This is a genomic window from Methanobrevibacter sp. 87.7, assembly GCF_002208625.1.
Lineage (GTDB): Archaea > Methanobacteriota > Methanobacteria > Methanobacteriales > Methanobacteriaceae > Methanarmilla.
This window is the reverse complement of the sequence record NZ_MRCT01000008.1, coordinates 1-23,072: the sequence shown is the minus strand read 5'-3', so window position 1 is coordinate 23,072 and position 23,072 is coordinate 1. Positions and strand designations below refer to the sequence as shown.

The following is a 23,072-nucleotide window of genomic DNA, read 5'->3' as shown; positions in this document are numbered from 1 at the left end:
AACATTTATTTTTTCAGTAAGGTAGTGTATGTCTTCTTTTTTATTTCCTCTTTCAAGGAATAATTCTTTTAATCTTTGCACATATTCATCATAGGTCATAAAAGATTTAAATATATCCATAATAATCACATTTCTTTATCCCTTTTCTTCATAGCCTCATCATAATCCTTACTAACTTTAACCTTTTCATAAAATTTCTCTGAAGTTTTATAGTTAGTTTCTTGTCCTGTGTATTTGAAGAATATAATTTTCTCATCTTTATAATTCTCTGGATCTATTTTGTGTCCTTTTTTCCAGATGTCTGGATAAAATTTTTCAATACCATCACAATAACTTATGGGTTCAAAACCACAATGTCGGTAAAATCAATAGTTACCATCATAACTATCAAGTTTTGTTCCACCTTTTTTTACTGCAAATTCCATTAACGCTCTTGAGTTATCTTTATTTTTATTATTTGCATTTGCACAGACACTTATTATATCTCCGTTAGGTTTTATTGCAATTGTACTTCCTTTTTTAGTTACATACATTTTACAATTATATTTGATATAATCTTCTGGAGCATAATTTAAATCTACTCTCCATGCTTTACGTTGTGGTTGGGATTTTGCAGCAGCATCTAAGTATTTCTTAAATTTTTTAGGATTATTTATTAGTACTGCTCTATGTTAAATTTCATTATTTATGATTTTAATTCTATTTTCACTATTATATAAAAATATTCAAAAAATAAAAATATAAAAAGTCTATGGAAAGATAAATCTTTATAATATGTTATAAATATGAATTAGCCTAAAATTTTATTTAATAAATTATTTTTATGTAATTATGGAAAAATAGCTTTTCTAAGTAATTTTATTAGAGATTAAATATAATTTAATTAATTGTTTATATTGTAAAATATTTTTTTAATTAGTATATTTTATAAAATATTATAAATTATATTAACTAAAATATTTATAATGAAATTTAAAACTACTAGTTATCATAGTCATTTAATTAAAGATACAGAACGTTTATCTGCTTTTTATGAGGCTATTTCTGATTATGCTATAAAAAATGGTATAAATGAATACAGATTAATAAAAGATGATAATGATAATTTAATAAATAAAGTTGTATATGATTTAGGTTGTGGAAGTGGTATTTTATCATATTTTGCTTCTTTATATTTTAATTCTGTAGTAGGTTTTGAAAAGAATCATAGAATAGCTAAATATGCTAGTGAAAATCTTGAAAGTTTTGATAATACATTAATTCTTGAAGCAGATGTACTTGAATTAGAAGGACTTGAAAAAGGAAATTTAATTATATGCGAAATGTTAGATACAGCATTAATTGATGAAGAAGAAGTACCTGTATTAAATCATTTTAGAGAATATATGGAAGAAGATTGTACTTTAATACCTAAAGCTGTTAATAATTTTGCAGAACCTATTTCAACTGATATAAATAATATTTCTTGGGAAGATCCTGATTCTAATTTTAATTATGAGATAATTGGAGATAAAATTAGATATAGTGAAATTAATCTTGAAGAATATATTGATGAAGAATTTAATCAGATTTTAGAATTTAAAATTAATAAAAATTCAATTTTTAATGGAATTAAAATTACAACTGTTACTTTTCTTGGTGATAATATTGTATGTGGTCCAACACCAATGTTTAATCCACCATTGTTTATACCAACTGAAAAATTAGATGTAAAATCTGGAGACACTATTAAAATTAGATTAAAATATATTATGGGTGGAGGTATTGAAAGTATAGAAACTAAAATAATAAGATGATATTTTATTATATTCATGTATATGTACTGTTGGTTTTTTATGATTTTAGTTAATGTTTAAAATATTTTTATTATTTTAATTATTTAATCGTTAAAATCTTTAGATTATTTATGAATTTTAAAAATGATTTTTATTTATTCTATTTCTTAAGTTTGAATTATATGGAATTTTAAAAATGATTTTTAGAATGTGTTAATTGTTTTTTAGGTTTGAATTATATGGAATTTTAAAAATGATTTTTAGAATGTGTTAATTGTTTTTTAGGTTTGAATTATATGGAATTTTAAAAATGGTTTTTAATTATTGTAGTAAAATGATGTGATAAGTATGATTGAAGAAGGGTTAAGAGAATTTTTAAAAGATTATAATAAACTTGTAATTTTAGGTATTGGTAATGATATTCGTGGTGATGATGGATTAGGTCAATATATTGTTAATAAGTTAGATGAAGATATAGATGATGATAATATTGAAATTATAAATGCAAAAACAGTACCTGAAAACTTTACAGGTAAAATAAGATCTATTGATCCAAGTCATATATTAATTATTGATGCAGTAATTATGGATGAAGAACCAGGAAAAATAAGACTTGTAAATAAAGAAGAAGTATCTAGTGTAAGTATATCTACTCATTCAATGTCATTATCATATCTTGTTAATTATTTGGAGATTAAAAAACCATATAATATTCTATTTATTGGAATTCAACCTGAAAATATGGATCTTGGTGAACTTAGTCTTACAGATTCATGTAAAAAATCTTCAGATGAAATTATAAATATTCTTGAAACAGTTTTAAATGATAATTAATCTTTTGTGATTATTTTAATTATTATTGTAGGTAAATATTATGACTTATGGTATAATTTTATGTTCTGATTTAGATACTAATCTTCCAAATGAAGTATCTGAAATATTTAATGATGTTGATTTAATTTTACATCCTGGAGAATTAAAAAATAATAATATTAAAAATGAGCTTGAAAAAACTGCTAAGCTTATTGAAGTAAAAGATACTGATTTAGATAATTATACATTTAATCATAAAATAGAAAGTTCAGATTCAAATAAGGATAATATAAAAATCACTATAGTTTATGGTGATGTATATCCTAAAGGAGAATCTGATGATATGGAAAAAGTATCTGAAGGAGATTTAAGTCAAATATATTCTATTGCTGAATATTTAGATACTGATATTTTAATATATGGAAATAGTTCTAAATCTTCTGTTGATATGTTTAAGGATAAAATATTAATTACACCTAGTTTTAATAATGAAGGTCTTTCTGATTTTTCAATTATGTTAATGGATATTGTTGGAGATGAATTAATTGTTAAAACTTTTGAAATAGGAAAATCTATTTCAACTACATTAAATATTAATTTATTAACTAAAGAAAAGGTTAAAGAATATTCATATAATAATTTTACTGTTGTATGGAATGCTAAAAAATGTATACATGCTGGTGAATGTTGGAGAAACTTGCCAGAAGTATTTAAGCCAGCTGAGAAACCTTGGGTTAAAATAAATATTAAAAGTCCTGATGAAATTAAAGAAGTAATTGATAAATGTCCTTCTGGTGCATTATCTTATAAGGAAAATTAATTTATATAATCGGTTATTATATAATAATAATAGGTGTTTTTATATGGAATATAGTGCAGGGATTATGAGTTATTCCTTTTGGTTTTTAGAATCTAAAAAAACAGTAGAATATATTTTAGAGGGTTTAAATAAAAAAGAATTTGTAAAGTTATCTGTTGATAAGAATATATTCCAAGCTGTTAGTGATAGACGTTCAAGAGAAATGGCAAATTATTTATATCGAAGATTTGAAAAATTTCCTAAAGAAATTTTAAACTATTTTTTAAATGTTGATATAAATTCTGCAAAAATATTTGTTTTAATAGCAACACTTCAAATTGATAAATTATTTTTTGAATTTATGTATGAAGTATTTAGGGAGAAAATCATTTTAGGGAATTTAAAATTAGAAAATAAAGATTTTAATATTTTTTTTCAAAATAAAATGATGCAAAGTGAAAAAGTAGCTAATTGGAAAGAAAAAACAATTAAATCTTTAAAATCAGTTTATTTAACAATGCTTAAAGAAGCTGGAGTAATAGATAATGAAAAAAATATTAAAATACCTTTTTTAGACATGAAACTAAAAAATTTACTTATAAAAAATGGTTATGGACCATTTGTTTATTCAATAACAGGGGATCAATAAATGGATATTGATGAAAGATTGAATCAAATTGAAGAAAAAATTAAGCAGGAATCTTTTAGGAAAAATAAAGGTCTTGGTAATGAAGTAGGTTATTATATATTTGATTATAATCCTGAAGATGAATTGAAGGTTAGAGATTATGTTAAATATCTTAAAGATAAAATAAATAATAAGAATTTTCAATTTAAGATAATTGAATTTGATTTATATGATATATTAATTGATATTTTAAAAAATAAAAATTTTCTTCAAAAAACATTTAAATTTGAAGAAACGAAAGGTAGAGATTTTATTAAGGATAAAGCTGTTGGAAAACTTTTAAAACTTACACAAAATGATAATTTAATTGTAAATTATATAATAAATAACACCTCAAAGAATTCTGTTGTATTTTTAACTGGTGTAGGTAAAGCTTACCCTCTTATTAGATCACATAATATTTTAAATAATCTTAATTTAAAACTAGATATTGCTCCTGTTATTATGTTTTTCCCAGGCAAATACTCAGGAACTGATTTGGTATTATTTAATACAATAAAAGATGGTAATTATTATAGAGCATTTAAATTAGTTGAATAAATTTAATTTTATTATTTTTATTTTAGGTGAATATAAAAAAAGGTTTGATATTATGAAAATTAAAGAAATGTTTGAAAAAGACATTAATCGTGACATTAAAGGTGTAATTAAAGTAGGTCAAGATGATGAAGAAAATAAATTTCAAGAACTAAATGAATATGTAGTTACTAAAGAACTTCTAAAACACTTCAGAGAGTTCTTTAAAAATTATAAAAAATCTATAGATTATCCTACTGATGAAATTGGTGTGTGGATTTCAGGTTTTTTTGGTAGTGGTAAATCTCACTTTCTTAAAATATTGTCTTATATATTAGAAGATAAAGAAGTTCATGGACGTAGACCTATTGATTTCTTTAAAGAAGATAAAAAAATTAAAGATCCACTTATTATTGCAGATATGGAAGCTGCAACTAATATTGATACTGATGTAATATTATTTAACATTGATGCAAAAAATTCAAGTAGTGATAAGAAAAATGCAATAATGAAAGTATTTGTAAAAGTATTTAATGAAATGTTAGGTTACAGTGGAGAAATGCCATTTCTTGCCGATTTTGAAAAACAATTAGATTCTGATGGAAAATATAATGATTTTAAAGAAGAATTTAAAAATATTTATGGTGAAGACTGGATAAATTCAAGAAATGATTATTATTTTATAACTGATAAAATAATTGAAACAATTGTAAATATAGGTTATATGAGTAAAGAAGCTGCTCAGAATTGGGTGGATAAAGCTGAAGATAATTATACATTAAGTATTGAAAATTTTGCAAAAGAAATTAATAAATATTTAAATAGTAAAGGAAAAAATCACCGTATTGTATTTTTAGTAGATGAAATTGGTCAATTTATTGGTGATGATACTGATTTAATGCTTAACTTACAAACAATTACAGAACAGTTAGGTACTGCATGTAAAGGTAGAGCATGGATTGTTGTAACAAGTCAACAAAATATTGATGATTTGATGACTGTAAAAGGTCAAGACTTTTCTAAAATTCAAGGAAGATTTAAAATAAGACTTTCATTTTCAAGTGCAAATGTTGATGAAGTTATACGAAGAAGAATCCTTCAAAAAAATGAAGTAGCAAAAAATATGCTTGAGGCAGATTATCCGAAAAAAGAAGCATTAATTAAAAATTTAATTACATTTGAAGATACAGCGGAAATGAAAGAATATTCTTCAGCAGAAGATTATGCAGAGGTATATCCGTTTATACCTTATCAATTTAATTTACTTCAAGCAGTACTTACTTCAATAAGAGAACATGGAGCATCTGGAAAACACCTTTCTGAAGGTGAAAGATCTATGCTTGCATTATTTAAAGAATCAGCACAAGTAATAGAAGATGAATTTGAAGGTGCTATTATATCTTTTAATATATTTTATAATGCTCTTGACAAGTTTATTGATCATACTCATAGAGGAGTAATTATCAAAGCATCTAATAATGAGAATTTAGATGATTTTGATGTTGAAATTTTAAAAACACTTTTTATGGTTAAATATGTAAAAGAAATTAAAGCAAATATTGAAAACATTACTACTCTTATGATAGATAATATTGATATTGATAGAATTTCACTTAAAGAAAAAATTGAAAAATCATTAAATAAATTAAAACAAGAAACACTTATTCAAAAAAATGGAAAAATATATTTATTTCTTACAAATGAAGAACAAGATATAAATAGAGCAATTAAAAATGAAATTGTAGAAGAGGGTGATGTTTTAAATGAAATTGGAGAAACTATTTTTGAGGATATAATTTCTTTTAAAAAATATAATTTCCAATTTAATAAAGCAATTGATAATATAAATATAGGTCGACAAAGTGGAGAAATTGGTTTAAGAATTATTACACCATATTATGAATTTGAAAATTTAGAAGGTAATAATAATTCAGGACAAATGTATTTTGATGATAATAATCAAATGAGTACTGTTTTAAAAAAATTATCTGAACAAAATAATGAAGTAATATTGTATTTAAATGGTGATGATATTTATCTTGATGAAATATTTGAATCACTTCAAATTAAAAAATTTTTAACTAAAAAAAGTACTGAAATAAAAGAAGAGTTATTAAGCGCTAAACGAGAAGAAAATAATGAAAAAAGTAGTAGAATTAAATTATTTTTAGAAGAAGCTATAAAAACTGCAGATATTTATATAAGTGGACGTAAAGTAGAAATTATTGAAAAAAATCCCGATAATAGGGTGAAAGAAGCTTTAAGAAAATTAGTATCTAAAGTTTATAATAAACTTAGTTATATGGAAGTTAATCCATCAGAAATAGATATTTTAAATAATATTAAAGAAACTAAACAAGATAATTTAATTGAAAAAGATAATATTTGTAGTAATGCATTAAATGATTTAGAACGGTTTATAGATTCTAGAAATTACAATCATATAAATCCTACTTTAAAAACAATATTTGAACATTTTTCAAAAGCACCATATGGTTTTAAAGATGAGGGTATTCAATGGTTAGTTGCTAAGCTATTTTCACAACATAGGATTAGTTTAATTAAAAATGCAGAAATAATTTCATTAAGTAATTATAATGAAGATGAAATATTTGATTTTATTACAAATAAAAATTATAATGAAAAAATATTAGTTAGTAAGAAAAAAGTCACTCCAAAAATTCAGATAAAAGTAGTTAAAGATGTTTTAAGTGATGTTTTTTCAGTAAGAACTAGTTCAGAAAATGATGAGAAATTAATGGATGATTTTAAAGAGGCTTCAAAAAATAAATATGATGAATTATCTGAAATTATTTCAAAATATAACAATTCTTATAAATATAAATATCCTGGAAAAGAAGTTGTTGAAAAAGCTGATGAACTATTTAAAAAGGTAAATAATCAACAAAATATTGAACAATTTTATAAGTTTGTATTTGATAATGAAGATGAATTTTTAGATATTGGTGATGATTTAGTATCAATTGAAGGATTCTTTAGTAGTAATCAGATTAAAATTTTTGAAAATGCATGTGATGTATATAATGATAGTTATAATAAAAATAAAAATTTTATTACTGATAATAATTTAAAAAAAGCTGCTAATGAAATAAAAAAAATTATTGATATGCCTAATCCATATTACTATATTAAAAATTTACCAGAATTATGTGAAAATTTCAATTTTAATTTTGATAAAATATTAAAAAATAAAAGGAAACCTATTGAAAGCACATTAAATCGTGTTAAAAAAGAAATTATTCATAAAATTGATGAAAAAAAATTAAATGAATTAGAAACAGATGTTAATAATCAATTTGATGAACTTTCAAATAAATTATCTAAATCAAAAAGTATATCTACTATTAATGGTGTACTTGATGAGTCTGAAGCATTAAAAAAACAATATTATATGAAAATTAATAACTTAAATCATTCACAGGATATTGAACAGCCTAAAATAAATCGTGTTGAATTAAAAATGATAGCACAAACAGGTATTGAATTTAAAAGTGAAGAAGAAATTAATATTTACTTGAATAAATTAAAAGAAGAGTTAAGTAAAAATTTAAAAGGTTATGATGCTATTTATTTAATTTAAATTTTTTAGAGGATAATTAATAAAAAATTGGGATATTATGAATAAAAATAATATAAAAATATTTGCTACTGAATCAAGAAGAAAATTAATGGATGATATTGAATATCAAATGAATTTGCTTGGGATTATTAATACTAATGAAATATTAGAACCATCTAAAAAAGCGGAAGGAATGGAATCTTATAATTCTGCAGGTGTTGAACACAAAATTTATGATAATGAAATAAAACAAAGGGAAAGTTTAGTTAAAGAGGTTAAATCAAAAGGATATGAAAATGTTATTGAAGAAGTAGCATATACTTGGTTCAATAGAATAATTGCAATTAGATATATGGAAGTAAATGATTATCTTCCAACAAGAACAAGAGTGCTTTCAAGTGAAATAGAAGGAAAATTAGAACCTGATATTATTACATATGCATTAGATTTAGATTTAAATTACACTCTTGATGATAAAGAAAAAATATTTAAATTTAATGAAGAAAATAAATTAGATGAATTATTCCAATTTTTATTTATAAAACAATGTAATAAATTAAATGAAATATTACCTGAATTATTTGAAAAAACCTCTGATTATAGTGAAATATTATTAAATATTTCATTTACTGACTCTGATAGTATAATAAATCATTTAATTAATGATATTCCTGAAGAAGATTTTAAAGATCAAGTAGAAATTATAGGTTGGATGTACCAATATTATAATGCTGAATTAAAAGATGAAACTTTTAGAAAAAGTAAGAAAAGTAAAAAAATTCCAAAGGAAAATGTACCTGCAGTAACCCAACTTTTCACACCAAAATGGATAGTTAAATATATGGTTGAAAATTCATTAGGTAGAATGTGGATTGAAGGGCATGATAATTTACATTTAAAAGAAAAATGGAAACATTATTGTGAAGATAATAATCAACATGAAAGTGTTAATGTTAATCTAAAAAGAATAAAAGAAAATTATTCTCAATTAAAAATTGAAAATATTAATATAATTGATCCATGTATGGGTAGTGGACATATATTAGTATATACATTTGACATATTAATGGACATATATTTATCATTAGGATATTCTAAAAAAGATGCAACTGTTAAAATATTAAAAAATAATATTTATGGATTAGATGTAGATGATAGAGCATATCAATTAACTTACTTTGTAATATTAATGAAAGCAAGAAAATACAATAGAAAAATATTAAATTTAAATATTAATCCTATGTTGTTTTCTATTCAAGAATCTAATAATGTAAGTGATGAATTTATTAATTATATTATAGAAAAATATCCTAAAATTAAAAATGATTTAAAATATTTAATTGAAATATTTACTGATGCAAAAGAATATGGTAGTTTATTAAATGTAAAAGCAATAAATTTTCATTTAATTAAAGAATGTTTAGAAAAAATTAATTTAAATAAAAATTTTGATTTAATCAAGTTTAATGAAGAAAAAAAACTTATTAAAATACTTGCAGATCAAGGAGAAATTTTATCAAATAAATATTCAATTGTAATAACGAATCCTCCATATATGAAACAAGAAAATATGGATAATAAATTAAATAATTTTGTAAATAAATATTATCCATTATCTAAAGCAAATTTATGCACTGTTTTTATTGAAAAATGTAATCAAATGCTTAAATTAAATGGTTTATGTTCAATGATTACACAACAATCATTCATGTTTTTAAAAACATTTAAGGATTTAAGAGAAAAATTTTTAAAAAATACTTTAATAAATATGATTCATTTAGGGCCAAATGCATTTGATGAAATTGGAGGAGAAGTTGTTCAAACAACATCTTTTGTTTATTTAAATCAAGAAATTAAAAAATTTAAAACAAAGTATTTTAATTTAGTTGATTTTAATTCTGAGAGTACTAAAGAAAATGCTTTTTTAAATAATAAAAATGTGATTTATAATACATTTAATGAAAATTTTTCTAATATTCCTGGTTCTCCAATTGCATATTGGGCAGATAAACAAGTATTAATATTTTTAGTAAAGGAACTTTATTAGGTGATTTAGTACCTGTAAAAAAAGGTATAGATACAGGAAATAATAAAAGATTTTTAAGATTATGGTTTGAAGTTGAAAAAAATAATTTAAATTTTATTTCCAAAAATTTTAAATGGGTTGCTTATGATAAAGGTATGAAATTTCATAAATGGTATGGAAATAATTATTTTTATGTTCTTTCCATTTATCAAATGATTTTTGTAATGTTGATTCTTTAAATTTTATTAAAGGATGTGTTTTAAAATTCCAACTTGTTTCATAATCATCCCAATCATTTTTACATATTTGTATATTTTCACGCACTAAAATCTCAATTTTTCTTTTATATTTATCATCAATAATAATAGGTAATAATTTAATATCTCTTGTTTGTATGTTAATTGTAGGGTTAAGTATATTTAAATATAAATTGCTTATTTTTGAATTTAAAAAACCTAAAATATAATTTAAATTATTATGTAAATAACAAATTGAAGGTCCTCCCATATCAAATACACAATATGGTGGTAGATATCTAAAAGTAGGTCTTATTGAAGAAACTTTTGTATATGTAATTCCTTCTTTAAACCAATATTTTTCGTTTAATAAATTAGATGTTTTATTGTTTTTATAAAAATTTCTTGCATCCCTTGACCAATTAACAATTAAATTTAAGTTTCCATAATATTTTCTATATTTTCCTCTTTTAGCATAAAAAACCCATTTTTTACTAATACCTATTTTTTTATTTGAAACTTCCCAAAAATATCTTATATATTTATCATTTTTTGCAGTTTTATTTTGAGATCCTGTTAAATCACTCACACTATCAATATTTTTTCTATTTTTAAATGTTTCAAATACTTGTTTATGTGCGATTTTATAAAAAATTATAAAACTTTTTAATATTAAATATTATTTATTTTTATATGAAAATAAATTAATTAACATCAAAATTAAAATTAAATAGTTTTAAGTTATTTTTTTAAGAAGTATTTGTTTTTATGTTTAAAAATATTTTGAATTTTTTAATAAGTAAATTTTATATTTATAATAAGATAAATACCAATTGTATAATATTAATTATGGGGAAGTTTAATGAATCTTAGTGAAGTAGAAAATAAAATTAATGAAATTTTATCAAATGATTCAGAACATAGACAAATAGTAATGTGGTATGATGGAGAACAGGAATTTGAAGAAGATATTGATAATTTAAATATTTATAATGCAGAAGTATGGAAATTAACTAATTCTAATTGGTTATATACTAAATATCATATTGAAATAGAAGAACCTAATACTAATTTTTTAATATATGCTCCTTTTGAAAGACCCGAAGATAAAGATAATTATCTTGCAGATATGGTTCATTATTCTACTCAATTTAATGCAGATAAAATTACATTAATTTGTCAAGATTTAAATATTCCAAAAGAATTTAGAAATGTTATAGAAAAATTTTCTAAATTTTGGAATTCTAATAAAAGAACAAATGATTTTAAAGCATTAAATATTCAAAATTATACTAAAGAAAAAATTATAATGGGAATATTATGTGTTTTATCTAAAACGAAAACATTAAATTTTGACTATGTTTTACAAAATGTTATAATTAATAGTTCAGATAAAGAAAATAAGATAATTACCGAATTCAAGAAATTTAATATTTTAAATGATTTTTGGGCATTAATAGAAGAAAAATATAGTTATAATGACAAAAAACCAACAGTTAATAAGTTAATAATAAATTTAATATTAAATTATTCTTCAACATTATTTAAAGAAGGTAAAACTCCTAAAAAATGGGATGAATATTTAGTTTCAAATAAAAATAATGCAAAAGTCTTCATTGACCAATTTATGAATAACTATAAGTATAGGGATTGTTATGATAAAATTGCAAATATAATCCAAAAAGAAATTCATCTTGAAGGTACTTTATCAAATATGTTAATTGAAAATTATATTCATTGTGATAGTTTTGAAATATTTGATGAAAATATAACAAACTATTATATTAATTTATTATATGAAAATCAAGATAAAATAATGGAACTTGATGAAATAATAGATTATAGATCAAAGACACATTTTTATAAGAAATATAAAGATAAATATAATTTTATTAAATGGGCAAATATATTTTTAGATTCAATTAATAAATTTAATAGTATAGAAATACCTTATAATATTGAAGAATTAATTAAATTATTTACTAAAGATTGGGTATTAATTGATAAATCTTATAGAAAATTTTATTTTTATTATGATAAATATTATCAAGATAAAACTACATCAGAAGATATTGAAAATTTACGTCAATTAATTGAAAATATGTATAAAAATGACTTTTTAATGAAAGTTACACCTCGTTTTACAAAAGCTATAGGTAAACTTGATTCATTAAATGATATACATATACTAAGCAATGGAATTTTTATAGAGATAATATAAATTCATCTTTATCAAAACATAAAACTTGTGTAATTATTTCTGATGCACTTAGATATGGTTCTGCAATTGAATTGTATGATATATTGAATAATGATCCGACAACAAAAACATCTATTGAACCAATGTTATCTACTATTCCTTCATATACTGCTTTAGGAATGGCATCATTATTACCTCACACTAATTTAAAATATGATGATAAAAATATTTTAGTTGATGGACAATCAAGTTTAAGTACAAATGATAGAGATAAGATACTTAAGAAATATCAATCAAATGCTGTTGCTGTACAATATGATGAAATTAAATCATTTAAGATACAAGAATTACGTGAAAAATATAATGATGTTAATCTAATTTATATTTATCATAATCAAATTGATGCAAGAGGAGATAATAATAAAACTGAAGATGAAGTGTTTATGGCAACTGGGGAAGCAATTCATGAAATTAAAAACTTAATTACTAAACTTACAAATAGTAGATTATTTTCAAATTTCTTTGTTACTGCAGACCATGGATTTATATATAAAAGAGATAAGCTTGAAGAAAGTAGTAAAGTTGATTTAAGTACTGTTGATTCTTTTTATAAAAATAAAAGATTTTTATTAACTTATTCTCCAATTGAAATTGATGCATGTATAAGTTTTCCATTAAATTATATTAATAATAATGATGTTTATGTTACAACACCAATTGGTTCAGGAATATTTAAAATTGGAGGTTCAGGACAAAATTATGTTCATGGTGGAGCAAGTTTAGAAGAATGTATGATTCCATTATTAAAAGTTAAAACTTCAACAAGATCTTCATCTAAAATGCAAAATACTGTTGATTTGCAACTTATGTCTACAAATAATAAAATTACAAATAATATTTGTGTATTTACTTTTTATCAATCTGAAAATATTTCAAGTACAGTTACACCTTTAGAAGCTAAAATTTATTTTGAAGATGAAAATGGAGAAAAAATATCTAATGAAGTAATTATTTATGCAAATAAAAATACTGATTCTGCAGAGGATAGGGAGTTTAAAGAGAAATTTACATTAATGCAAAAAGAATATTCAAAAGATAAAAAATATTTCATGGTAATTAAAGATGTTAAAACAAATATGGAAATTAAAAGAGAAGAATTTATAATTGATATTGCATTTCAAGATGGATTTTCATTCTTTTAAATAGAATATTGTAAATTAAATAAAAAACATAAAAATAATTGGATATTAAGGTGAAATTATGGATGAATCTTTTAATGGAGAAAACAATAAGAAAAATGATGAATCTTATAATGAAAATAAGATGTATTATGATGAAAAGGATTCAACATATTATGAAACAAAATTTGAAAATAATGATTTAAATCATTATATAAAATCTGAGAACATTCAAAAAGAAAGAGAAATAAATTTTGAGGATATTAATTCAAATGAAGAAAAAAATTCAATTTATCGTTCTGATGATTTAAATAAAAAAATTATTGATAATTTTGATGGAAAAGTTGTTAGAAAGGATTTAACTAAAAAAATTAAAGAAGGGGCAAATGTTCCAGTTTATGTATTAGAATATCTTTTAGGAAAATATTGTTCTACAGATGAATCTTTAATAGAACAAGGTGTTGAAACAGTAAAAAAAATATTAGCAGATAATTATGTTCGTCCAGATGAAGCTGATAAAATTCAATCAAAAATTAGAGAACTTGGTTCATATAGTGTAATAGATGTTGTATCTGTAAGATTAGATTATAGAAATGATATATATGTAGCATCCTTTTCTAATTTAGGTCTTACTAATGTACCAATAAGTGAAGAATATCCTTCAAAGTATGAACGTTTATTAGGTGGAAATATTTGGTGTATGGTTCAATTTGATTATTATTATGATGAAGCTGATAAAAATTCAAACCCTTTAAAATTAAAAATCTTTTACCTATTCAAATGCCTTATTTAGATTTAGAAGAATTATTAAATGCTAGAAAAAATTTTACTAAAAAAGAATGGGTAGATTTAATTCTTCGTTCTATAGGTATGGAACCTAATAAACTTACAAAAAGAGAGAAATCATTACTTCTTTTAAGAATAATCCCGCTTGTTGAAAATAATTATAATTTATGTGAACTTGGTCCTAGAAGTACTGGTAAATCACACATCTATAAGGAAATTTCACCAAATTCTATTTTAGTATCTGGTGGAAAAACTACTGTAGCTAATTTATTTTATAATATGGCTACTCATACAATGGGACTTGTTGGTATGTGGGATTGTGTTGCTTTTGATGAAGTTTCAGGAATTAAATTTAAAGATAATGATGGTTCTGCAATTATGAAAGATTATATGGCATCAGGTTCATTCTCACGTGGAAAAGAAGAAAAAATGCTAATGCTTCTATGGTATTTGTAGGAAATATTAATCAAAGTGTAGATAGTTTACTTAAAACATCAAGTTTATTTGAACCATTTCCTCCTGAAATTAATCAAGATACTGCTTTCTTTGATAGAATGCACTGTTATATTCCAGGTTGGGAGATTCCAAAATATAGACCAGATTTCTTTACTAATGATTATGGTTTAATTACAGATTATCTTTCAGAATTCTTTAGAGAAATGAGAAAAAGATCATTTTCTGATGCATTTGATGAATATTACAAATTAGGTAAAAATTTAAATCAAAGGGATGTTGTTGCTGTTAGAAAAACAGTTTCAGGTTTAATAAAAATTATCTATCCTGATGGAATTTTTACAAAAGATGATATAGAGGAAATTCTTAAACTTGCATTAGAATCAAGAAGAAGAATTAAAGAACAATTAAAAAAAATTGGGGGCATGGAATTTTATGATGTGAATTTTTCATATATTGATAATGAAACTCTTAATGAAACATTTGTTGGTGTAAAAGAGCAAGGAATAGGCACTTTAATTCCTGAAGGTATTTCAAATCCTGGAAATGTTTATACAATTGCTCCTAGTTTAGATGATAATAAACTTGGTGTTTATAAATTAGAAACTAAAATGTTAAATGGTGATGGCCAATTTAATTATATTTGTTCAGGATCTAAAAAAGAAGTTAAAGAATCAATTAATATTGCATACAATTATTTTAAATTTAATCATAAAAGTATTAGTGGTAGAATTGATTTGATTAATAAAGATTATGTAATGGAAATACAAGATATGAATAATATTGGTATGACTGATCAATTAGCTCTTCCAACATTTATAGCATTGTGTTCCATAGCATTAAATAAATCAATTTTATCTAGTACAGCTATACTTGGTAGCTTCTCTTTAGGTGGAACTATTAAAAAAATTGAAGATTTGCCTAATACTTTACAAGTATGTTTGGATGCAGGTGCTAAAAAAGTTTTAATTCCAATGAGTGCAAGTATAGATCTTGCAAGTGTACCTCCAGAAGTTCTATCTAAATTTAGTTTAATATTTTATAATAGTCCCGAAGATGCTGTATTTAAAGCATTAGGTGTTGAATAAGTGATATTATGAGTAAAATAACAAAATGTTTAAATGAATGGAATGCAACTATTGAAGCATTAGGTCAAGGAAAACAGACAATTTTAATTAGAAAGTATAACACTTCATTAAAAGAATTTCTATTATATCCTACAGTAGTTATGCAAATAAAGATGATGTTTTAGATAATTTTAATGATATATCTAAAAACTTCGCAAAGGAAAATCTTCTTCCAAAACAAAATGGAAAAAAGATGGAAGTTAAATATTATGCTAAAGTAGAACAAGTTATAGAAAAATCTTCATCAAGAATTGGTACATTTAATAAATATCATATTTGGACAAAAAATCATGTTAAAGATTATCTTGGAAAAAAACATGCATTTATTTGGGTACTTAGAGTTTATAAATTAGAAAAACCATTAATGTTAGGTAGAACACGTGGTATGTTATATGCTAATGTTGATGAAGAGGTTTCATTAGATAACATTAAACCAGTTTTATCTGATAAAGAATTTAATAAAATTAAAGAAGAATTATATTAATATTTTTGCTTATAATGAAAGTATAAATATAAATTTTTAAAAAGTATTATATCTGAAAATTAGTTTATAATTTTTCTTGATGATTATTTCATTAATTGATTTCTGAAAATTTTTTCTATTTGAATTTTATCTTCTTTGCTATAATATTCATTATCAACATCCATATTTAATGAAAACATAGCAAGTTCATAAAGAATTTTATTAAGAGCTAATCCTTTTTCAGTTAGTTTATATTCAATATTTGTAGAATCTTCTTCATCTACAATTTTTTTAATAAGATTATTATGTTCCATTTCTTTAAGACAATTAGATAAAACTTTATTAGATAAATTAGGTTTATTTTCTTTAAATTCATTAAATCTTGAAGCACCAAAGAACATATCTCTTATTAATTGAATAACCCATTTTTTATTTATTAATTTCATAGTTAATTCTATAGGGCACTGTTTTATTATAAATTTTTCAACCATTAAAGACACCTTATATTATTTACATTTTTATTTTTTCTCTTATTAAAATGATTAAGTAACCATGAGGTAACTTTTATTAAAATTATTTCTTTAAATGATATCTAATATTTAGTTTTTTAATCTTAGTTTATTTTAAAATTGAAATTTTATTTAAAGTTCAATATTTAAGCATTAATATCTGGTTTAGTTACCTTAAGGTAACTTATTGTTTTATAAATAAAAAATTATAGAGTATTATTAAAAGTTTTAAACTTTTAAAATTATGGAGAAATGATTAAAATGACTATGTATAAATTAAACCATTGGACAGATAATAGTATTTATTCTAGCTCAAGAATTGCAAGTAATTACTTCGGTTCTAAAAAAGAAACTTTATCTACTGCTTGTGGTGAGGAGAGTTTATCTACTGCTTGTGGTTCTGAGTTAAATTAAACATACTTATAGATACTAAGATTTTATTCCTTAATTAAAATTAAGGAATTTTTTTATTTTTATTTATGATTTAAGGAATTATATGATGACTAAGTTTTTTCCATTTCAATTCCATATCACTGATGATTGTGATCAAAGATGTAAACATTGTTACATTTTTTCTGAAGAAAATAATAAACCTATTTTAACAATGGAATATGAAAATGTATTAAAAATATTTAATAATTGTATAAATATGTGTAAAAGACTTAATAGACGACCTTTTTTTACAATTACTGGTGGAGACCCAATATTACATCCTGATTTTTGGAAGATATTACAATTTTTAAAAGAAAATGAAATTCCATTTGGAATTTTAGGAAATCCTTTTCATTTAGATAATGAAGTTTGTCAAAAATTAGCTTTTTATGGATGTCAATTCTATCAATTATCTATTGATGGACTTAAAGAAACTCATGATTATTTTAGAAAATCAGGTTCTTTTGATATTACACTTTCAAAAATAGAACCTTTAAAAAAAGCAGAAATTCATGCAAATATTATGACTACAGTTTCTAAATTAAATATTAATGAAATTCCTAAAATTATTGAAAAAGTAGTTGAATATAAAGCAGATTTATTTACATTTGCAAGATATTGTCCAACAAACTTTGATAAAACTAATCAAATGAGTCCTGAAGAATATCATGAATTATTAGATACTTGTTTTAAATTATATGAAAAATATAATGGTTGTGGAACTGAATTTAGTTTAAAAGATCATTTATGGACTCTTTATTTATATGAAAAAGGATTATTTACAATTGATGAAAATCTTGCTAATGATGTTATTTATGATGGTTGTAATTGTGCAAATGGACATTTAACAATTTTACCTAATGGTAGTGTTTATGCTTGCCGTAGAATGGAAAGTGAAGTGGGAAATGGATTGACAGAAAGTATATATAATATATTCACTGGAGAAAATATGGATAAATATAGACATTATGAAAATTTTGAGAAATGTTCAAAATGTGAATTATTAAGATTTTGTAGAGGTTGTCCTGCAGTAAGTTATGGATATACTCATAATTTTTATTCTCCAGATCCACAATGTTGGAAAAAAATTTAATATATTTAATATTTTTCGGTAAGTTTATTTTTAGTATTTTAATTTAAGTTTTTTTTTAATTTAGTTAGTAAGTTTATTTTTAGTATTTTAATTTAAGTTTTTTTTAAATTTTTATACTAATATTGATTTAATAAGATTTTTTAATTTAGTTTAATGAGTTTTAGTTTTAATAGCTTATTAAATTTATTAAAAAATTTATATTATACAAAAAAAGATAATTATTTAAAAGAAGTATTTTATTAATAAAATATTTATTTTTTAGTAAAGATTGAACTATTTATTAATAAACTTTTTTTTTTAAAATATAAACAATGATATTATGAAAGCAGTAGTACTTGAAAAAACATGTAAAGCAGATGAATTAGAAGTTAAAGAAGTTCCAATACCAAAAGTAGTTAAAGATAAAGTATTACTTAAAGTTAAAGGATTTGGTATTAATCGTTCAGAAATTATTTTAAGAGATTATGAAGCTGATGAAGATTATATTGATCTTCCAGTAATACCTGGTATTGAATGTATTGGGGAAATTGTAGGTCCTTCTAATAGTTCATTTAAAAAGGGAGATATTGTAGCTTGTTTAATGGGTGGTATGGGTCGTACTTTTGATGGAAGTTATGCAGAATATGCATTAATACCAATTAAAAACACTTTTAAAGTTAGGGAAAATACTCTTAAAAATTTATCATTAGAAGAAATTATATCTATTCCTGAAACTTATTTTACAGCATATGGTTCATTATATGAATGTTTAAATTTAAAATCTGATGATGTACTTCTTATTAGAGGAGCAACAAGTGCTACAGGAATAAGTGCAATTCAATTAGCACAAATTACTGGGGCTAAAATTATTGCAACAAGTAGAAATCAGAAAGGAATTGAAAAATTAGAAAAATTAGGAGTAGATTATCCAATAATTGATGATGGGGATATATGTCAAAAAGTTTTAGATATTTTCCCAGAAGGTGTAGAAAAAGTTTTAGATTTAATTGGACCAAGTAAATTAAATGATACTATAAAAACTCTTAAATTTAGAGGAATACTTTGTATTACTGGAGTGCTTGGTGGGGAAGAATATGTTAAAAACTTTAATCCTATTGCTGATGTTCCAAATGGAAGATATTTAACTGGATTTTATAGTAATTATCCAACACAAAAAATAATGGATGATATGTTTGATTTTATTATAAAAAACAATGTAAAACCGGTTATTTCTGCTGTTTTTAATTCTTTAGAGGATATATCAAAAGCTCATATTTTAATGGAATCAAATAAAGTACAAGGGAAAATAATATTCAAATTAGATTAATTATATTTTTATTTTTCTAATTTTTTCTTTTTTAATTATTTAAATTTTATTTTTTAGTGTTTTTGAAGGTTTTTGTTTAGTTTGTTGCTTTTTAAATTTATTATTTAAATTATTAATTATTTCTGCATTTTTTAGTGTTGTGGTTCAAAATTAAAAGTTATTTTAGTTAAATTCATAGAAAATGGTCTTATTGCAAAGTTTACCATAGCATATGCAACTACCCAACGGACTGGCCACATAATAAATAATATTTTTAAAGGCATACTTCCAATAGCATAACCAAAGATTAATGGCATTAAAAAGGACATTTGTAAACTAATAAAGAAAGTTACAGGATTAAATATATGGCCTTTTGGAGGGAATGTAAAATAACGTTTTGCAAGGTTTAAACTTAATGGTATAACAAATAATGTAACTATAAAATATGCAACTGGCCATCTAATTAATTCCTGATATAAAAATACATTTATTGGCATGAAACCAAATGGGACTGCAAATATTAATGGCATAAGAAAAGACATAAAAAAGCTTATGAAAAATCCTATTGGGTTCCATAATTTACTGATTTTTAAATTCATATTATCTCTCTAAATTATTGTTTTTTATATAAAAAGCAATTTTCCATATGTGAATTAATTACACCAATTGCTTGTAAATAAGAATATATTATTTTAGGACCTACAAATTTCATTCCACGTTTTTTAAGATCTTTAGATATAGAATCTCCTAATTCAGAATGGGTTTTATCATTTTCATATATTATTTTATCATTTGTAAAAGTTTTTAGATAATTATGAAAACTTCCAAATTCTTCTTGTATTTTAATGAATATTTTAGCATTATTTATTGCAGATTCTATTTTAAGTTTATGTCTTATTATTCCTTCATTTTTAAGTAATTCTTCTTTCTTTTTATCATCATATTTACTTACTTTATTTACATCAAAGTTATCAAATGCTTTTTTGAAGTTTTCTCTTTTATTTAATATGGTTTCCCATGATAAACCTGCTTGAAATGATTCAAGTATTAACATTTCAAATAAGTATTGTTCATCAAAGTTTGGTATTCCCCATTCTTCATCATGATACTTTATATATAACTCATTATCTGGATTACACCAAAAACATCTGTCTTTACTATCACTATATTTCATAATAATCATTTTTTTAGTTTTATATTCAGTATATATTTTTTTAAATTATTAAATTTATGATACTGTAATATAAATATTATTTAATTTAAGAAATTTATTTATAAAAGAATAAATATTTTTTATAATAAAATATAATTATGTGTTTTAATTTCTTTGTAGGTGTTTATTATGAAAGCTTCTAGTTTACTTAATGAAATTAGAGAAAATTTAAAGGATTATCCAATTGATTATCTTAAAAAGAAATCAACTGATGATAAATATCCTGATAGTATTACTAAAAGATTAGCTATTTATAATTCAAAGATATATGATGAAATATTGATTTAGAATTAAAATCAGATTTTATTATTAAAGATAATGTTATAAATAATTTAAAAAGTGATGTTAGTTACTATTTCAGTATTTATGATCCATATAATGAGGATATTGATTTTACAAGGAATTTATGTTTATATCTTGCATTAATTAGTAAAAAACCACTTCATCCATATAGTGATGATTCTAAAAATTATGATGTTTTTATAAAAAATGGTAAATTTTATTGTAAAAATAGAATGAAATATATTAGAGATAAACGTTCTTTATGTAGATATTGTGTTTGTAGAAATTTAGATTTTATGTCTACTTTTTAGATTTTTAAATTTAATTTACTATTTTAAGTATATTTAATTTTTATTTCTGTTTTTTAGGATATTTTAAGTTAAGTTTATTATTTTAAGTATATTTTAGTTTTATGTATGTTTTTTATGTTTTAAGTGAGAATTAAATTTATTAAGTTTATTGTCAATATACTTGAATGTATTAATAAGATTTAGATAAGGTAAAATCATGGAATTTAGTATAAAAAATGGTATTGAATATATTGATGAAGTTAAAGATTTAATTATTGATTATACAAAACGTCTTAATAGAGATTTATCTTTTCAAGGGATTGAAGAAGAATTAAATGATTTTCCTTCAAAATACACTGGTAAAAATGGAGAATTATTAGTTGCAATTAAAGATAATGAAGTTTTAGGATGTGTTGCATATAAACATTATAATGATAAATATTGTGAAATGAAACGATTATTTGTAAAACCTGAATATGGAGGTAATCATATAGGAAGTAGGTTAGTTGAAGAAATAACTAATCATGCAAGATCAAGAGGATATAAAATAATGGTTTTAGATACTATTACTCCATTAAAATCAGCTATTTATACTTATAAGAAATTTGGATTTAAAGAATGTAAACCATATTATAATAATCCTATGGATGATGTTGTTTATATGGAATTAAAATTGTGATTTTGTTTTAATGGTTTTATGGTTATTTTTATTTTTATGAATTAGGTTATGATTTTGTTTTAATGGTTTTGTCTATTTGTTATTTTTATGAATTAAAATTAAAAATTAGTTTTTTAAGGTAATATTATGAAACATGAATGTAAAATTACAGTTCTTGAAACTAAATGTTTTGAGGATTATCAAGAGAAATATTTAGCTAATTCAAAATCAGGTCCTTGTCCTTTCTTTAAAAAAGGAGATACTTTTGTTCTTAAACGTACACCAGAACAAGATGACTTTTATCATTTAATGAATGGTAAATTTTGTGGTGAAGCTTGGGATGCAATTAGTAGATATGTTTACACTGCACTTCAAGGAGGTTCTATTATGCATGGTTGGACAAATGATGATAGAATGATGATTGCATGTTGTAATGATGGAACTAGGCCAGTTATTTTTAAGATAGAACGAATTGATATTCCAGAAAATGATGAAGAAAAAGAGTATTTATCTAAACAGGATTTTTCAAATTCTGTAGATGAAGCTTATACTGGGTAATAGAATTAGTTTTTAATTAGATTAGTATATAGGGTTTATACTGGATAATAGAATTAGTTTTTAAAGTTTTTATTTTTTTAAAATTAGTTTTTTTNATTTTAATTATTTTTTT

At 22.4% G+C, this 23,072-nt stretch carries 25 protein-coding genes and 1 pseudogene; 21 read left to right on the top strand and 5 right to left on the bottom strand.

Going from position 1 to position 23,072, the window contains the following annotated elements:
• Positions 1-365: 365 nt before the first annotated feature.
• Complete coding sequence (locus tag BGI41_RS08515; RefSeq protein ID WP_233126286.1) at positions 366-533, bottom strand: hypothetical protein; 168 nt, start codon at positions 531-533, stop codon at positions 366-368.
• Positions 534-965: 432 nt separating this feature from the next.
• On the opposite strand from BGI41_RS08515, the gene BGI41_RS00880 reads away from it, so the two are divergent.
• From BGI41_RS00880 to pglX, 7 genes are all read left to right on the top strand, one after another.
• Positions 966-1,796: an SAM-dependent methyltransferase gene (locus BGI41_RS00880; protein WP_088538367.1), complete on the top strand. Its 831-nt coding sequence runs from the start codon at positions 966-968 to the stop codon at positions 1,794-1,796.
• 327 nt (positions 1,797-2,123) lie between these two features.
• On the top strand, positions 2,124-2,609 hold the full coding sequence (gene hycI / locus BGI41_RS00875; RefSeq protein WP_088538366.1) for a hydrogenase maturation peptidase HycI: 486 nt from the start codon (positions 2,124-2,126) through the stop codon (positions 2,607-2,609).
• Between the two features lie 40 nt (positions 2,610-2,649).
• Entirely contained in the window at positions 2,650-3,408 is a 759-nt protein-coding gene (locus tag BGI41_RS08430; RefSeq protein WP_198945412.1) for a (4Fe-4S)-binding protein, read from the top strand.
• 43 nt (positions 3,409-3,451) lie between these two features.
• Positions 3,452-4,036, top strand: coding sequence for a DUF1819 family protein (locus tag BGI41_RS00865; RefSeq protein WP_088538365.1), 585 nt, complete (start codon positions 3,452-3,454; stop codon positions 4,034-4,036).
• Complete coding sequence (locus BGI41_RS00860) at positions 4,037-4,615, top strand: DUF1788 domain-containing protein (RefSeq protein WP_088538364.1); 579 nt, start codon at positions 4,037-4,039, stop codon at positions 4,613-4,615.
• Positions 4,616-4,667: 52 nt separating this feature from the next.
• Positions 4,668-8,192, top strand: coding sequence for a BREX system P-loop protein BrxC (brxC, locus tag BGI41_RS00855; RefSeq protein WP_143744747.1), 3,525 nt, complete (start codon positions 4,668-4,670; stop codon positions 8,190-8,192).
• A 37-nt stretch (positions 8,193-8,229) separates the two neighbouring features.
• Positions 8,230-10,218, top strand: a complete 1,989-nt coding sequence (pglX, locus tag BGI41_RS00850; protein WP_088538362.1) for a BREX-1 system adenine-specific DNA-methyltransferase PglX — start codon at positions 8,230-8,232, stop codon at positions 10,216-10,218.
• A gap of 108 nt (positions 10,219-10,326) precedes the next feature.
• On the opposite strand, the gene BGI41_RS00845 is transcribed toward pglX, so the two are convergent.
• Entirely contained in the window at positions 10,327-11,022 is a 696-nt protein-coding gene (locus tag BGI41_RS00845; protein WP_088538361.1) for a hypothetical protein, read from the bottom strand.
• A gap of 273 nt (positions 11,023-11,295) precedes the next feature.
• Between BGI41_RS00845 and BGI41_RS00840 the strand changes: the two genes are divergently transcribed.
• From BGI41_RS00840 to BGI41_RS08720, 7 genes and pseudogenes are all read left to right on the top strand, one after another.
• Positions 11,296-12,654: a hypothetical protein gene (locus BGI41_RS00840; protein WP_088538360.1), complete on the top strand. Its 1,359-nt coding sequence runs from the start codon at positions 11,296-11,298 to the stop codon at positions 12,652-12,654.
• On the top strand, positions 12,651-13,835 hold the full coding sequence (gene pglZ, locus BGI41_RS00835) for a BREX-1 system phosphatase PglZ type A (RefSeq protein ID WP_088538359.1): 1,185 nt from the start codon (positions 12,651-12,653) through the stop codon (positions 13,833-13,835). Before BGI41_RS00840 ends, pglZ begins: the two co-directional genes overlap by 4 nt.
• Positions 13,836-13,893: 58 nt before the next feature.
• Entirely contained in the window at positions 13,894-14,604 is a 711-nt protein-coding gene (locus BGI41_RS08510) for an anti-phage BREX system Lon protease BrxL (RefSeq protein WP_233126285.1), read from the top strand.
• Positions 14,592-15,442 (top strand): annotated as a pseudogene (brxL, locus tag BGI41_RS08735) (BREX system Lon protease-like protein BrxL); the annotation flags it as partial. The gene BGI41_RS08510 and the pseudogene brxL, both read left to right, overlap by 13 nt.
• A gap of 33 nt (positions 15,443-15,475) precedes the next feature.
• Positions 15,476-16,138, top strand: a complete 663-nt coding sequence (locus BGI41_RS08730) for a S16 family serine protease (RefSeq protein WP_369829825.1) — start codon at positions 15,476-15,478, stop codon at positions 16,136-16,138.
• 8 nt (positions 16,139-16,146) lie between these two features.
• Positions 16,147-16,302 carry a DUF1802 family protein gene (locus BGI41_RS08725; RefSeq protein WP_369829823.1) on the top strand — a complete coding sequence of 52 codons (156 nt, stop codon included), beginning with the start codon at positions 16,147-16,149 and terminating at the stop codon, positions 16,300-16,302.
• Between the two features lie 68 nt (positions 16,303-16,370).
• Complete coding sequence (locus tag BGI41_RS08720) at positions 16,371-16,661, top strand: DUF1802 family protein (protein WP_369829822.1); 291 nt, start codon at positions 16,371-16,373, stop codon at positions 16,659-16,661.
• 83 nt (positions 16,662-16,744) lie between these two features.
• Here the strand turns inward: BGI41_RS08720 and BGI41_RS00820 are convergent, their stop codons facing one another.
• A complete protein-coding gene (locus BGI41_RS00820) occupies positions 16,745-17,131 on the bottom strand; it encodes a helix-turn-helix domain-containing protein (protein WP_088538358.1) in 387 nt (128 codons plus the stop codon).
• 270 nt (positions 17,132-17,401) lie between these two features.
• Between BGI41_RS00820 and BGI41_RS08355 the strand changes: the two genes are divergently transcribed.
• The 3 genes from BGI41_RS08355 (at position 17,402) to BGI41_RS00810 (ending at position 19,980) form a co-directional block, all read left to right on the top strand.
• Positions 17,402-17,563, top strand: coding sequence for a hypothetical protein (locus BGI41_RS08355; protein WP_158211954.1), 162 nt, complete (start codon positions 17,402-17,404; stop codon positions 17,561-17,563).
• Between the two features lie 82 nt (positions 17,564-17,645).
• The gene (gene acgM, locus BGI41_RS00815; RefSeq protein ID WP_198945411.1) at positions 17,646-18,674 is read left to right on the top strand and encodes a radical SAM/SPASM domain protein, ACGX system; all 1,029 of its coding nucleotides are present in this window, start codon (positions 17,646-17,648) and stop codon (positions 18,672-18,674) included.
• Positions 18,675-18,993: 319 nt separating this feature from the next.
• On the top strand, positions 18,994-19,980 hold the full coding sequence (locus BGI41_RS00810; protein WP_198945410.1) for a zinc-binding dehydrogenase: 987 nt from the start codon (positions 18,994-18,996) through the stop codon (positions 19,978-19,980).
• Positions 19,981-20,111: 131 nt separating this feature from the next.
• On the opposite strand, the gene BGI41_RS00805 is transcribed toward BGI41_RS00810, so the two are convergent.
• Both BGI41_RS00805 and BGI41_RS00800 read right to left on the bottom strand, forming a co-directional pair.
• Positions 20,112-20,558 (bottom strand): hypothetical protein, encoded by a 447-nt coding sequence (locus BGI41_RS00805; protein ID WP_088538356.1) that lies wholly within the window; start codon positions 20,556-20,558, stop codon positions 20,112-20,114.
• A gap of 14 nt (positions 20,559-20,572) precedes the next feature.
• Positions 20,573-21,133 carry a DNA-3-methyladenine glycosylase I gene (locus BGI41_RS00800; protein ID WP_088538355.1) on the bottom strand — a complete coding sequence of 187 codons (561 nt, stop codon included), beginning with the start codon at positions 21,131-21,133 and terminating at the stop codon, positions 20,573-20,575.
• Between the two features lie 168 nt (positions 21,134-21,301).
• On the opposite strand from BGI41_RS00800, the gene BGI41_RS08495 reads away from it, so the two are divergent.
• From BGI41_RS08495 to BGI41_RS00785, 4 genes are all read left to right on the top strand, one after another.
• Positions 21,302-21,460 (top strand): hypothetical protein, encoded by a 159-nt coding sequence (locus BGI41_RS08495; RefSeq protein WP_233126282.1) that lies wholly within the window; start codon positions 21,302-21,304, stop codon positions 21,458-21,460.
• Positions 21,451-21,765 carry a DUF2115 family protein gene (locus BGI41_RS08490; RefSeq protein ID WP_369829824.1) on the top strand — a complete coding sequence of 105 codons (315 nt, stop codon included), beginning with the start codon at positions 21,451-21,453 and terminating at the stop codon, positions 21,763-21,765. Before BGI41_RS08495 ends, BGI41_RS08490 begins: the two co-directional genes overlap by 10 nt.
• A gap of 196 nt (positions 21,766-21,961) precedes the next feature.
• Positions 21,962-22,423, top strand: coding sequence for a GNAT family N-acetyltransferase (locus BGI41_RS00790; RefSeq protein WP_088538354.1), 462 nt, complete (start codon positions 21,962-21,964; stop codon positions 22,421-22,423).
• A gap of 126 nt (positions 22,424-22,549) precedes the next feature.
• Positions 22,550-22,960 carry a TIGR04076 family protein gene (locus BGI41_RS00785; RefSeq protein ID WP_088538353.1) on the top strand — a complete coding sequence of 137 codons (411 nt, stop codon included), beginning with the start codon at positions 22,550-22,552 and terminating at the stop codon, positions 22,958-22,960.
• Positions 22,961-23,072: the final 112 nt, after the last annotated feature.